The following is a 13,609-nucleotide window of genomic DNA, read 5'->3' as shown; positions in this document are numbered from 1 at the left end:
TTCCGGCGATGCATGACACCGGTTTCCCAAACAGCATAGGCTGGGCGCTTTGCATTGGCAAGTTCAACGTCGCAGATCGCCCGGCCTGTCTACATCTCTCAGTACGCCGTCCGAATCGCTGTCGACGAAATTAACACTATAGTCGCCAGACACGATCAAGGCGCGGCCACCCCGGTCACCTTCCAGACGCAGCAGACGCGGAAAACAGACAGACGAAAACAATACCGGATGACCGAATTGTCCGTTGTGACGCGGCACGACGATGTCATGGCCCGGAAGATGCTGGACTAGCTGCAGGAAGATACCTTCGGGAAGGAAGGGCATGTCGGCCAGGACGACAAAGGCGGCGTCAGTGGACTTGAGGCCGCTTATACCCAGTGCGAGCGAGCCCCCCATGCCGTCGTCTGCATGCCGATTTTCGACCAGACGAATGGACCCAGCGAGAGGATAGCCTGGCCGGACAACCGCAAGAATTTCATGAAAGGCAAAGCCGGAAAGCGCGTCCAACACATGTTGAACCACCGGCCGCCCGTTCAGATCAGCCATGAGTTTGTCGCTACCGAAGCGGCGTGCACTGCCGGCGGCCAGCACGACGGCCGACACCTTCATGCCGGGACCTTTTCCCGCCAGCCTGATACGACCTGGGCCAGGACAGCGACCGCGATTTCCGGCGGCGTCCGCGCGCCGATATCGAGGCCGATCGGGCCGTGGATTCGCGCCAGCTGTTGAGACGTCACCCCCATGGCGGTCAGGGTCTCCAGCCGCCGTTCGTGGGTCGGCCGGCTCCCCAGGGCACCGATGAAGAAGGCGCCACTCTCAACAGCCTTGCGCAGGACCTCGGCCTCGTAGCTATGGTCGTGGAAGGTCATGGCCAGAGCCGTCCAGTCGTCGAGCATTGTCTCGTCGAAGTCCTCAGGACCGGTCATCAGCCTTCCCGCGAAGGCGCGCAGGACGGCCCGGTCCGGCGTGAATATTTCGACGGAGATTTCGGCCAGCGCCGCCATCTGGGCCAGAGCGATTGTGATCGGTCCCTGCCCCACGATGGCCAACCGGCATTGAGGAACATAGGTTCGAACATAGGGTGCATCGAGATCGTAGCGCAGTTCGGCGACCTGCCGCTCATGCCGCGCGGCGAGAAGCTTATCGAGCGTCTCGTCCGACAGGGAAACATCGAAATGGACGTGCAGGCCCGAGCCGCACGGCAGGACGATATCCCTGAAGCGCGAGCCTTCGCCATAAAGTTCTGTGTAGCTTTCGCCGCGTGCGATCGCCGCCATGGCGTCCAGCGCCAGAGCGCGTTCGGCGCAGCCGCCGGTGATGGCGCCCACCGCCCGGCCATCCTCCGCCACCGCCATCTGGCTGCCGAGTGGACGCGGCGAGCGCCCCTCCACCTTGACGAGGGTCAGCAGGGCCGTCCTCAGACCTTCGTCACGCCACGACTTCAGGTCTTCGAGCACGAAGTCCTTGTAAACCGGCGCGTCGATCAGCAGCGGGGCGTTCACGTGAGATCAGGTCTTGCTGCGCGCCGCCTGGATCTTTTCGGCCGTCACCGGCAAGGCGCGGATGCGCGCGCCACAGGCGGCGAAGATCGCATTGGCAACGGCGGGCAGGACCGGCGGCAAGGCCGGCTCGCCCAGACCGGTCGGCGGGAAGTCACTGATATGGAAGTGCACGTCGATATGCGGCGCCTGCGACATGCGGATCATCGGCACGGCGTCGAAGTTCACCTCCTGCGCCTGGCCCTTGACGAAGGTGATCGCCTGCGACAGTTCGCCGATGCCATCGATCACGCTGCCCTCGACCTGGTTGCGCGCGCCCGACGGGTTGACGATGGTCGAGCCGACGTCGCCGACGACCCAGACCTTGAGTACCTTCCACGTTCCGTCGTCCTCGACCTTGACCTTGGCGACCTCGGCAAAATGGCCGAGATGGCAGAAATAGGTGGCGACGCCCATGCCGACACCCTTGGGCAGTTTGGTCTTGCCCCAGCCCGAGCGCTGCGCCACCAGTTCCAGCACGGCCTTGGCGCGTACGGGATTATAGCTGGAGCGCCGCTCCCAGTCATTGTTGGGGCGCGGATCCTTGAGATGCGTCTCAAGGACTTCCAGCCGCGATGCGACCGGATCCTTGCCCGCAGCATGGGCGATCTCGTCCCAGAAACTTTCGTGGACGAAGGCCACGCCGTTCGATATCGGCGCCCGCAGATATCCGGTCGGGACGATCGTCTCGATCAGAGACTGCTCATGACGATAGTTCGGCGCCAGTCCCTGGAAGGCATGGCCCTCGGTGGCCGCGCCCTGCGCCGGCTTCCCGCCCTGGCCGAAGGTGACGGCGTGGGTGTGATAGGCAACTGTATTGCCACTGGCATCGAGACCGGCGCGAATGGTGTGATAGGCGCCTGGCCGGAAATAGTCGTAGGCGATGTCGTCTTCACGCGTCCAGATGACCTTTACCGGACCACCCTGCTTTTGTGCAATGGCCGCAGCCTCGGTCATATAGTCGTTTTCCAGCCGCCGCCCGAAGCCGCCGCCACAGCGCAGCATGTGGACGATCACCTTATCCGCGGCAATCCCGATCGTCTTGCCGACCAGTTCCTTGCCAGCATTCGGCAATTGCGTCGGCGCCCAGATCTCCATGCCGCCGTCCTTGGTCGGGGACGCCGTGCAGTTCTGCGGTTCCATCGGCGCGTGCGGCAGGAAGGGGACTTCATAGGTCGCCTCGATGCGCTTGGCGGCCTTGGCGAAGGCCGCATCGACGTCGCCGGTGTTCTTGCTGACCTCGCCCTTGCCGGTCAGCAAGGCCTTGGCCTTTTCGGCATAGAGGGCCGTGCCATGCGACGCGCCATGGGCATCGTCCCAGACCGGGTTCAGCGCCGCGCGCGCCGCCTTGGCGTACCACCAGCTTTTGGCGACGATGGCGACGCCGGGACGCAGGCCGTGAAAGTCGTCCGAACCGTCGAGCGCAAAGACATCGGTAACGCCTGGCATGGCCTTGACGGCGTCGATATCGGCGGACTTGAGCTTGGCGCCATAGACCGGCGCTTTGACATAGACGGCGTATTTCATGCCCGGCAAGGTCTTGTCGATACCGAAGATCGGCTCGCCCCTCAGGACACGCGCGCTGTCGATGCCGCCCCTGGCCTTGCCGATAATTGTATAGTCCTTGGGGTCCTTGAGCTTGACCGTGTTCAGGTCCGGCGCCGGCAGCTTTGCCGCTGCCCCCGCCAGCGAACCATAGCTCAGCATCTTGCCAGACGCCTTGTGGATCACCTGCCCCTTGGACGTGGAAAGGCTGTCCACCGGAACCTTCAACTGCGCCGCAGCCGCAGCCAGCAGCATGGCGCGTCCTGCGGCGCCGGCCTTGCGCATGCCGTCCCAGTTCATCGGCGTCGACATCGAGCCGCCTGCGAACTGCGCGCCAAAGCGCTTTTCGTCGGACGGCGCCGTTTCGATCTTCACCTGGGCCCAGTCGACATCCAGTTCTTCGGCGATCAGCATCGGCAGCGACGTCTTGATGCCCTGGCCGATCTCCGGATTCTTGGCCAGAAGCGTGACCGTATTGTCGGGATGGATGGTGATGTAGTCGCCAAGCGCGCTATTACCGGCAGCTTCGGCGCCCGATGACAGGCCAAGCATCAGGCCGCCACCGGCTGCAACGCCGGCCATCAAGACGAAACGGCGGCTTGGCTGGAAAGATGTATCGGCCATTGCTCAGACCTCCCGCGTATCGGCGACAGGCAGTCCCGCGGCCGTCTTGATGGCTGCGCGGATGCGCGTGTAGGTCGCGCAACGGCAGACATTGCCATCCATGCCGACGTCGATCTCCTCGTCACTGGGCTTAGGCGTTTCTTTCAGCAGCGCCACGGCCGACATGATCTGGCCGCTCTGACAATAGCCGCACTGCATGACGTCAAGGTCCAGCCAGGCGTCGCGCACCTTCTGACCCAGCTTGGTGGCGACGACGCCTTCAAGCGTGGTGATCTCGGCATCCATGACCGAGGTGATCGGCGTAATGCAGGAACGAATCGGCTGACCATCGACATGGACGGTGCAGGCGCCGCACTGCGCGATGCCACAGCCGAACTTGGTCCCCTTCAAGTCCAGTTCGTCGCGAAGGACCCACAGAAGCGGCATGTCGTCGGGCACGTCCAGGCTGTGCTTGACGCCGTTAACCTTGATGGTGACCATGCCCATGCAACCCTCCCAATGAATGCGAATACCTTATTACCGCAGCTTCGTCGCAATCGGATATGACAATTTCGTAATTGTTGCGCGAACATTTTTACACGTGAAAAACCACGCGCCTGACACATGTTTAAGCCTATAGGCAGGGCCGCGCGAATAGGGCATAAGACCCGCGCCCAGCAAGAGAAAGCCCTGCTTCAAGGACCGCAATGCCGACGCCCGAGCCGACAAAAGCCTCCGCCCTCACCTCGCATCCGATCTACGTAGCTGTCCGGGATTTTGCCAACCGGGCAATGGACGGCGACGACAAGACACTACGCTGGGTGCTTGGCGCGCTCATTCTTGTCCTTGCCTGCTTCAACTTCCTGCGCGACCTCAACAACCCGAACCACGCGTTCTGGGACGAATCCTATTACCTGACTGCGACCCAGCGCTATGTCGAGGACACGGCGCAGTATGCTTCGCACCCGCCGCTCGGCTTCATGTTCATGGATTTGGGCGTGTCCTTGGTCGGCCGCAACGAGAAGCTGGACCTGCATCCGCTGGCGGTAGAGAAGAAGATCGACACGCGCAACCTCGCCAAGGGCTATGACTTCACCGGCATACGACTGCCGGCGGCGATCTTCTCGGTCATCAGTGCCATGCTGTTCTACCTGATCATGCTGAGGCTTTCGAACGAGAGCTTCGACGCCTTCGTCTTTTCACTGCTCTATATCTTCGAGAACGCACTGATCGTCCACTTCCGGGCGGCGCACCTCGATCCGTACCAGTTTACCTTTACCCTGGCCTCGATCTACGTCTGGCTGTTCACCTGGGGCAGAGAGCCGAAACGACCGCTGCTCATGTACGGGCTGTTCGGCCTGTTCTGCGGCCTCAGCGTCATGGTCAAGGTCAATTCACTGGTCATGCTGGCTCTGGGTGGTTTCAGCCTGCTGCGCATGCTGTGGTCCGACCGGACGCGAGAAACCCTGATCAAATGCCTGACGCGCGGCTCGACAATCGCCGCTTCCTTCGTGGCCATCGTTGCCGCCGTCTTCGCCCTGCACGTCGTGCTGAACCCGGTCATGCCGGACGCCAAAACCGAATCCGGCCGGCGCGACCTGGTCATCATGCCCAAGACCTACCAGGCCTGGCTGAAGGGCGAAGCGCCACTGACGCCCGGCGTCATCTGGGACGCGACCGCCGGCTATTACAAATACATGAAGCACGACTTCCAGTTCGTGACCAAGAACGAGCCCAATGGCGCCAAGGCCATCCTCTTCCCCTTCATGAACAAGATCATCAGCTATCGCTGGGACTATAACGGCCGCAAGACGGCCTATGTCCAGATGGTCGGCAATCCGGTCAACTGGGGACTTGGCATTGTCGGCATAGTGGCGGCGGCCGTGCTGATCCTGCGAAGGCGTACCCGCAAACGTGCCGAAACCGGAGACGCGGACATGGACCTGCTCGAGGCCGTGTTCGCCATGTTCATTCTGTTCTGGGGGCTCCACATCTATCTCGGCACCCAGCGGGTCATGTACATCTATCACTACTTCATCGGGCTGGCGCTTAGCTACTTCCTGGTCGCCCTGGCCTTCAAGGTGGTGTCGCGGCGCGTGGCCTTCGTGGCCAAACACCGCTTCACCATACTCTGCGCGACCAGTGTCTCCATCGCCGGCAGCTTTCTCTTCTATTCGCCGCTGACCTATCACTACTTCATTTCGCGCCAGGGCTGCGAAGTGCGCAACTGGCCGGTGACGCTGGTGATCTGCCAGCCAGTTAAGAAGAAGCCTTCTGCTTCTGCTTCTGCTTCTGCTTCTGCTTCTGCCCCTACACCGCTACCGTCGCAGTCCCGGTGAAGCCGTTGGTGTAGTCGCCAGTCAGCGTCACCATGGCTGCGGCCAGTTGCGCCGCGCTGTCGTCGCCAAAGACATTGTCCGAAGCAAAGGTGATGGCCGCAAGGTTGCTGACGCTCTGGCTGTATCCGGTGGCATTGTTATAAACGTTCTGGCAGGTGGTGCGGTCGAAGGCCAGTTGCGCCACCTTGACGGCATTGTTGGCGGTCGTCGCCGTCGACTGGCTGGCATAGACCTCGACGTGGACGTGCGGCATCCGTCCCGAGTAACAGGCAGGAAAGATGGTCGTGAAGGTCACCTGGCCGCTTGCATTGCTCACCTGGACGCCACGCAAATAGTTCTGGGCGGTCACGCCGCTGGAATAGAGCGAATAGAGACCCGCCCGGTCGCAGTGCCAGATATAAACGGCGTAGTTGCTTAGCGGCACGCAGCCGAGATCGGCGTCCTGGACCGTAATGGTCAGGGTCAGGGGTACCCCCGCAGCCGTACCCGACATGGTGCCGAAGCTGGTGCGGATGTCGCTGCGGACAATCCCCGACTGGGTCAGGACATTGACCACGCTGCCGCTGATCGTGTTGGTGCCATCGGCAGGATAGGGTCCATTGGTCTCTGTCGCCGCCTCGGTGCAGGTGCCGGCCGAACTGCTGGAAGACGACGAGGACGAGGACGAAGAACTGCTGCTGCTTGAGGATGAACTGCTGCTGGAAGAGGACGACGTGCTGACCGTCGTGCTCGACGCACTGCCACCGCCGCCACAGGATGCGAGGGCGGCGGTGGTCACCGCGCCCCCTATCATCAGTAACGCGCGACGGCGTCCGATGGCGGCGAGGTCCAGCGCCAGGCTTGGCGATTCAGGGTGGTCGTGATGATCTGTCATGTAAGCGCTCCCGGCTGACGAAATAGTCAACGAGGCATAGCGATCGATTGCGGCAAGAATGCCGGTATCATTATTTCATTTTTGAAAAATTCATTCCAACGGCTGCACGCGCGGCCATGGAAGCATCACCGCGGCAGATAGATGTCCGAGATGACGCGTTCGCCGCCGACCCGGTTGAGCTGGACCACGACGTCGATCAGCGACGTCGCATAGGCCAGGGTCTCGCTGCGCGTCAGTTGCGTGCCGCCTTGCATGACCATCAGTGCGATCTGTTCCAGCGCCCCCTTCGGCGTATTGGCGTGGGCCGTCGTGAAGGAGCCCGGGTGGCCGGTATTAATAGCGCGCAGGAAGGTCTGGGCCTCCTCACCACGGATTTCACCGACGATAATGCGGTCCGGCCGCAGACGCAGGGACGCCTGCAAGAGATCGTTGATCGTCACCTTCGCCTCACCCAGTTCGCCCTTGACGGCGACAAGGCGCAAGGAATTGGCGTGGTTGTCGGCAATCTCGGCCGTATCCTCGACCAGGATGATGCGCTCGTGCTCGGGGATGATCTTGAGCATGGCGTTGAGGAAGGTCGTCTTGCCCGACGAGGTGCCGCCGGAAATCAGGATCGTCCTGCGCGACCGGACGGCGTCTTTCAGGAACGATATCGGCTGGGCGCGCGCATAGGCTTCTTCGTCCTGGCCGTGGCCGTGATCGATAGGCTTGATAGGGCCGCGATCATAGTCTTCGAGCGACATGTTGATCATGCGGTGACGGCGGATGGCCATCGCCCAGTGTTTGGAGGCCGGCGGACCGACCAGTTGGACGCGCTCGCCGGTCGGCAGGCTGGCCGCCAGCAAGGGGCTTTCACGATTGATGCCCTGGTGCGCGACGCGGGCGATCTGCGCCGCCAGGCGCGACAGCAGGATGTCGTCAACTTCAGGCATCTCGACGCAGCGCATGTTCGGCTCGCCGGAGATTTCGATCCACACCTCGAACGGTTTGTTGACTAGGATTTCCGTGACGTCATCGCGCTCCAGCCACGGCAGGAACGGCTTCAGATAGGTGCGTAGGTAAACACCGTCGAGTGCGACGACATCCGAGTTTTCGACATCCAGCGGAGTGGCCATGGCGAACTACAGTCCAAAATCCAGGTCGCGTCCGGCGAAGACCTGGATGGGTGCGCCCTGCGGGACCTTGATGGTCGGCGGAATCTTGACGTCGCTCGACAAGGCTTCGACGGCGACATTCTTGGCGTCATTCGCGCCACCGATGACGATGGTGTTCGATGTGTTCTTGCTAAGTCCGCCCGCCAGGCCGTTGACGACCGACAACAGCATGGCCGCGCCGAAGCGCTTGACGAAGTGGGTATCGACACTGCCGGCAGCGCCCGCCTGGCCCAGATCATCAATGGCCGGCGACGACAGCTGGATCGACAAACCGTCGGGCCGGATCAGCCGCGTCCAGATGATGAAGGCGCGCGTCTCGCCCGAGGCCAGGCCGCTCTTGTACTGGCCGATCAGTCGCGAACCGCGCGGGATCAGCACAGCGGTGCCGTCGAAGCTGCGGATGTCGCGTGACACGATGGCGCGCGTATAGCCCGGCAGGTCGGAATTGATGGCGGTTTCCAGCACGGCCGGAATGACCGCGCCCATCGGCACGACCTTGGACGGGTCGCCGATCTTCTGGGCCTTCTGGGTCACCTCTCCGTTGACGCGGGCAGCGAACTGGTCGTTGGAGTTGAGGGTGATCCCCCCGCCCCCCGCCGCAGGCGCGGCCTGGGCCGGCGCGGCGGCCTGAGGCGCGCTGTTGTCGATGACCAGGGCGGGCGAGCGCGGACCGTTCGGGTCGGCATTGACGACAGGTTGCCCAGGCTGCGGCGGCGGAACCTGCATAGGCATCGGCTGCACGACCGGCTGAGGAATATCCAGCGGCGCATTATAGCCCGGATCGACGGGCGGCAGGGTCGATGATTGAGACGGCGGCTGGACCGGCACGGTGCGCGGCGGCTCCGGCGCGCGGGCGGGCTCCTGCCCCAGCATGACGAAGGTCACCACGCCCAAAGCGACGGCGCCAGCGATACCCGCGATGGCTGTCATATCGACGCCGCCGGCCGGCTTGGCCACGTCCGGCAGGGCGCGCACCGAGGCAGCTTCGAGCGCGTCGGGCTCCATCTTCAGGCGCGGATCGTTGCCGGACGGCAGGGGCGCATTGCGAGGTGTCTGGACCATGGCGGGCTCCTACTTCTGGCGCTGTTTCGGCGACTGGGCGTCGAGGCCCTGCACCTTGAAGGCGTCATTATAAAGGGTCGACTTCAGGCTCCCGCGCCGCAGCACATAGGCCGGTGCGACCTGCTCAATGACCAGGTAATCGCCGCGCGACGCGTAATTAACCAGGCTTTCGGTATTGTCGGTGTTCAGGGCATAGACGGCCGGGGCGGAGATAGACGGCGCCCAGCGCAAATAGGTCAGTGCCCCATCGTCGAAAACACGGATCGGCACCAGATCCGGCGAACCGACGAAGGAATAGGCCGTATTACGTTTTTCCGGCGCCGGCAGGAAGGCGTTGGGATCGGCCGGCCGCGTCGGCGCGGCGGGCGTGCCGACCGAAGGCTCGGGCGCATAACGGAAGCGCAGTTCATAGGTTACGTCGCCACTGCGGCAGGCCTTTTCGGTCGCCGTGCGCAGCTCGAAATTGTAGCTGCGGCGATTGGTGATCACCGTCATATTGGTGAATCCCTTGGGTGCCACCGGCTTGACGAAGACCAGGTTGCCGCGCTTGTTGACCGTCACCTGCCAGTTGGCGGAGTCGCCGACCGAGACGTTTTCGACCTGTTCGTTGGACGCCAGCGTCACGGTTGTCTGGAAGCCGGAGCAGCCCAGCATCTGGACGACGGCGGTCGGGTCATAGTCGATCACGCGCAGCCGCGAATCGAAATCGGTGACGGGCTGGGCGACGGCAGGCATGACCCATATTTGGGCCAGCAGGAGCGGAAGCACAGGGAGGACTACGCGTTTCATGGTCATTTCACATCTGCGGGCGGCGCGGGCGGAGGCATCTTCAGGGCGGCCACAGGACTGGCCGCCGGACGGAAGCGTTGCCCAAGCCCCTGGACGCGGCTGAAGCGGTCGGCGCTGCCCTGGGGCGCGCGGGTGTCAGGGTCGTAGAGGCCCAGTACCTGGGTGCGGGCGGCGGACGATGAGGCGATCGACTGGTCACGCGTGACTGCCGTCACCAGAGGCGCCGTGCGTTCCAGCGCATCAGAGGCGCGTGAACTGGCGTTCAGCGACTGCAAGGCCGGCGACGACTGCATCGTCTGGAGCGTGCCGCCGGCGCCGGGTGCCTGTGGTCCAGGCGTCGCCGGCTTGTCGCGCAGGGCCGCCTGCCAGTCCTTGACCAGATTGGCGGCCACCCACATCAGGGTGAACAGGAAGGCGCAGTAGATCAGCGAGCCCATGAACAGGATGACCATCGGCTGCACAGCCTGGACGGCGCGCTGCGGATCGTTGCCGATGCTCTCGATCAGCGGAATGAACAGGGTCAGGGCTGCCGTCCCGCCAATCACAGTCAGGAGCGGCGCCAGTGAGAACACCATGCTGGTGCGAATCCAGCCGTTGAACAGGCCGCGTGTCTGCGGGAACAGGCCGAAGACGATGAAAACCGGCCCCAGGATCAGCAGCAGGTAGAGCACCATGCGCGTCAGGATGAGCACGCCCAGTGTAGAGCACAGCAGGAACAGGCCCGACAGCCAGAACAGCGTCACCGGCATGGGCTTGGGCGCCAGCATGTTGGCGGTCGTCGGATTGGGCTGGCCGGGAATCGTCGCGACCGTCGATGTATTGCCATCAAGCGTCTGGGCGATATCGGCAAAGCGGACGAACAGGCCGTCGAGGGCCTGGGCGAAGTTCATCACCGCGCTGCCCTTTTGGCCCAGCAGCGCTGCCGCGACCTCGTCCGGGCCATTCATCAGCAGGCCGTAAAAGATGGCGTGATAGGCCGGCCAGGCGGTGACAAAGGTCAGGACCAGCACCATGGAAATGATGCGCGGCGACAGCATCGGTACGGTCAGTTGCGTCCGGCCCGTCATAAAGCCGTAGCCGAGGATGGCGACATAGATGGTCAGCAGGGTGAACAGCACGTAGCTGAACGCACCACCGGCGCCGAACAAACGGTTATAGCCGACTTCGACGGCCTGGATGATGCGGCAATCCATCGTCGCCAGCGACTGCGAGACGCTGACTTCACCGACCAGGGTGATCTGGGGACAGGTAGCCGCTTGCAACATCATTCGGCCCCCTTGCGGAGCTTAGTGCGGCGCGTCGCGGTATCCGGATAGGGCGTGCCGGTCAGGGCTTCCCACCAGGCATGGGGCGCGTCACCCAGCTGCGCGCGCAGGTCGTCGAGCTGGCGGACGGTCGATTCACGGCCGGACAGCACGGTCAGGATGTCGGGCATGGTCGACAGGTCGAGGCGGGCGACGACGCTGTGATTGCCGTGCTTGACCAGGAAGGCGCGCGACGACGCTGGCAGGGCGCGGATCAGGTCGAGTTCGTGCAGGGTCAGGCCGAAACCGTCAACATAGTCTTCGGCCTGGGCGCGCGGATTGGGCATGAAGATCTGCGTCGCCGACTGTTCGATGATGGCCGTCGAGATGCGGCTGTCGAGCGCATCGCGCGCCGACTGCGTGCCGAAGCCCAGGATGGCATTGCGTTTGCGCAGGGTCTTCATCCAGTTGCGGATGGCGGCGGCGAAGATTTCGTCGTCGAGCGCCTTCCAGCCTTCATCGATGATGATGACGGTCGGCGTGCCGTCCAGGCGTTCCTCGACGCGCTGGAAGAGATACATCATGCACGGCGTGCGCAGGACCGGCTCATTGAGCAGCAGCGTCATGTCGAAGCCAAGCGTGCGTGCGCTCATGTCGAGCGCGTCGTTTTCGTTGTCGAACAGCCAGGCGTGCTCGCCTTCGCCCACCCACGGATTGAGGCGCGTCGCCAGATCGCCGTGCGTCGGCCGGCGGACACCGCCCAGCAACTCGCGGAAATAGCGCAGGCGACGGTAGCGCGGCTCCTGTTCGAAGTTGGCGTCCACCGCCTCGGTGATAATCGCCTCTTCCTCGGAGTTAAGCGGCAGATCGGGGCGGCTTAAAAGCTGCGCGATCAGGGTGCGCAGGAAGGCGCGGTTGCCGGGATTATCCGCCAGCTGCAGAGGATTGAAGCCTGTCGGCTCACCGGGACGCAGGGTGGCGTAGTGGCCGCCGATGCCGCGGATGAAGATTTCGGCGCCGCGATCCTTGTCGAACAAAACGGTGCGCGGCTTGAACTTCTGCGCCTGGGCGGCCAGGAAGTTGAGCACCACCGTCTTGCCCGAGCCCGATGGCCCGATGACGGTGAAGTTGCCGAGATCGGCCTTGTGGAAATTGAAATAATAGGGCGTCGCCGACGAGGTCTCAAAAACCGTGACCGCCTGTCCCCAGTGGTTGCCTTCGGGCTGGCCGATCGGAAAGCCGTGCAGCGAGGCGAAACTCGCATAGGCCGAGGTCGAGATCAGCGCCTTGCGGGCAATGTACTGTTCGTTGCCGGGGAACTGTGCCCAGAAGGCCGGCTCCAGATTGACGTCCTCACGCACGGCCACGGCCCCAAGATCGGCCAGGGCCGCCAGGCATTGCGCTGTCGCCGGATCGAGGGCTTCCAGCGACTTGGCGCGGACCAGCAGGCTCATATGGTGCTCGCCCAGGCCCAGCACGCCGGTCGACAGGTCGTCCTTGGCCGACATCAGGCCGGCGCGCAAGGACAGCGCCTCTTCGTCGGCGGCGCGCATGCGGCGCAGAGCCAGATTGATTCGTTCCAGGCCGATCTGGCGATCGACGAAGCCGAAGCTCTCGGTCAGGGTCATCTCGTACGGCAGGCGCAGCAGGGCATCGACCATGCCAGGCGTGGCATTGGGTGGATAGTCCTTGAGCGACAGGATCGAGCCGTAGTCCTTGCCCTCGCCAAGCGATGCCTGTTCCAGCGATTCGAGGCCGAAGCTGATGCGGCGGTAAGGGAGATACTGGCCGATGTCGTTGTGCGTGCGCAGGACCGGGCGCATCTCGCCATTATAGATAGCCGACAGAAGTTCCAGCAGTTCCGAACAGCGGCCGTTCTGAGTCTCATAGGCGCCGAGGATGCGCGGCCCGTACGACTGAAGCGCCGCCAGCAGCCCTTCGGAAGCCGCCTGGATTTCCTTGTGATCGCGCGCCTGGGTGGCGGCCAGGGCGTTGTCGCCCAACCCCTTGCCGAACATGTCAGCCAGGCGCTCGGCGAAACCGACCTTGCCCTTGGGACTGCGGCGGACGATGGTGATGAACAGGTCGTTGACGAACAGCTGGCGCGACGACAGCTTGTCCTGCCATTTCGACTGGATCAGGCCACACACCGGATCGTCATAACTGGCGTTCAACCCGACACTGACCTTGCGGCGGATGATGTGGTGATAGAGCACGAACCGCGACGACCCGATGGCGCGCAAAGCGGCTGCCCGGATGAATTGGCGGTGATTAACCTCTTCGGTGTCCGCCGTCTCGAAGGCAAAGCCTTCGAGATACAACGACTGCATCAGGCTGCCGTCGCGCAGGACAATCGTGCGGTCATCAAGGAAATGGTCGTAAGGCAACTGGTCGCCGACGCGCTTTTCCTTCTTGGCCCAGCCCGCGAAACCGCCCAATCCCTTGCTTTCGTCAGCCATAA

11 protein-coding genes are annotated in these 13,609 nt (G+C 63.2%); 1 reads left to right on the top strand and 10 read right to left on the bottom strand.

Annotation, left to right across the window (positions count from 1 at the left end; genetic code table 11):
* Positions 1–63 precede the first annotated feature (63 nt).
* From AC1DON_RS02915 to AC1DON_RS02900, 4 genes are read right to left on the bottom strand one after another with little or no spacing between them, the layout of a single operon-like run.
* Positions 64–609 (bottom strand): nucleotidyltransferase family protein, encoded by a 546-nt coding sequence (locus tag AC1DON_RS02915; RefSeq protein WP_476933226.1) that lies wholly within the window; start codon positions 607–609, stop codon positions 64–66.
* Positions 606–1,502 (bottom strand): XdhC family protein, encoded by an 897-nt coding sequence (locus AC1DON_RS02910; protein ID WP_476933225.1) that lies wholly within the window; start codon positions 1,500–1,502, stop codon positions 606–608. Before AC1DON_RS02910 ends, AC1DON_RS02915 begins: the two co-directional genes overlap by 4 nt.
* A 6-nt stretch (positions 1,503–1,508) precedes the next feature.
* Positions 1,509–3,707, bottom strand: coding sequence for a xanthine dehydrogenase family protein molybdopterin-binding subunit (locus AC1DON_RS02905; RefSeq protein ID WP_476933224.1), 2,199 nt, complete (start codon positions 3,705–3,707; stop codon positions 1,509–1,511).
* Positions 3,708–3,710: 3 nt separating this feature from the next.
* Positions 3,711–4,193, bottom strand: a complete 483-nt coding sequence (locus AC1DON_RS02900) for a (2Fe-2S)-binding protein (protein ID WP_476933223.1) — start codon at positions 4,191–4,193, stop codon at positions 3,711–3,713.
* A 200-nt stretch (positions 4,194–4,393) separates the two neighbouring features.
* Between AC1DON_RS02900 and AC1DON_RS02895 the strand changes: the two genes are divergently transcribed.
* Positions 4,394–6,025: a phospholipid carrier-dependent glycosyltransferase gene (locus AC1DON_RS02895; RefSeq protein WP_476933222.1), complete on the top strand. Its 1,632-nt coding sequence runs from the start codon at positions 4,394–4,396 to the stop codon at positions 6,023–6,025.
* Here AC1DON_RS02895 and AC1DON_RS02890 read toward each other — a convergent pair.
* The 6 genes from AC1DON_RS02890 to AC1DON_RS02865 all read right to left on the bottom strand — a co-directional run bounded on the left by AC1DON_RS02890 (position 5,997) and on the right by AC1DON_RS02865 (position 13,607).
* Entirely contained in the window at positions 5,997–6,899 is a 903-nt protein-coding gene (locus AC1DON_RS02890) for a dioxygenase family protein (protein ID WP_476933221.1), read from the bottom strand. The two genes, AC1DON_RS02895 and AC1DON_RS02890, sit on opposite strands and share 29 nt — an antisense overlap.
* A 125-nt stretch (positions 6,900–7,024) precedes the next feature.
* Positions 7,025–8,014, bottom strand: coding sequence for a P-type DNA transfer ATPase VirB11 (virB11, locus tag AC1DON_RS02885; RefSeq protein ID WP_476933220.1), 990 nt, complete (start codon positions 8,012–8,014; stop codon positions 7,025–7,027).
* Positions 8,015–8,020: 6 nt separating this feature from the next.
* Positions 8,021–9,115 (bottom strand): TrbI/VirB10 family protein, encoded by a 1,095-nt coding sequence (locus AC1DON_RS02880; RefSeq protein WP_476933219.1) that lies wholly within the window; start codon positions 9,113–9,115, stop codon positions 8,021–8,023.
* Between the two features lie 9 nt (positions 9,116–9,124).
* The gene (locus tag AC1DON_RS02875; protein ID WP_476933218.1) at positions 9,125–9,904 is read right to left on the bottom strand and encodes a TrbG/VirB9 family P-type conjugative transfer protein; all 780 of its coding nucleotides are present in this window, start codon (positions 9,902–9,904) and stop codon (positions 9,125–9,127) included.
* A gap of 2 nt (positions 9,905–9,906) precedes the next feature.
* Positions 9,907–11,172, bottom strand: a complete 1,266-nt coding sequence (locus AC1DON_RS02870) for a TrbL/VirB6 family protein (protein WP_476933217.1) — start codon at positions 11,170–11,172, stop codon at positions 9,907–9,909.
* Entirely contained in the window at positions 11,169–13,607 is a 2,439-nt protein-coding gene (locus AC1DON_RS02865; protein WP_476933216.1) for a VirB4 family type IV secretion/conjugal transfer ATPase, read from the bottom strand. Before AC1DON_RS02865 ends, AC1DON_RS02870 begins: the two co-directional genes overlap by 4 nt.
* Positions 13,608–13,609 lie beyond the last annotated feature (2 nt).

The organism is Asticcacaulis sp. P4_H10 (assembly GCF_056400965.1).
This window is presented reverse-complemented; position numbering and strand designations above follow the sequence as displayed.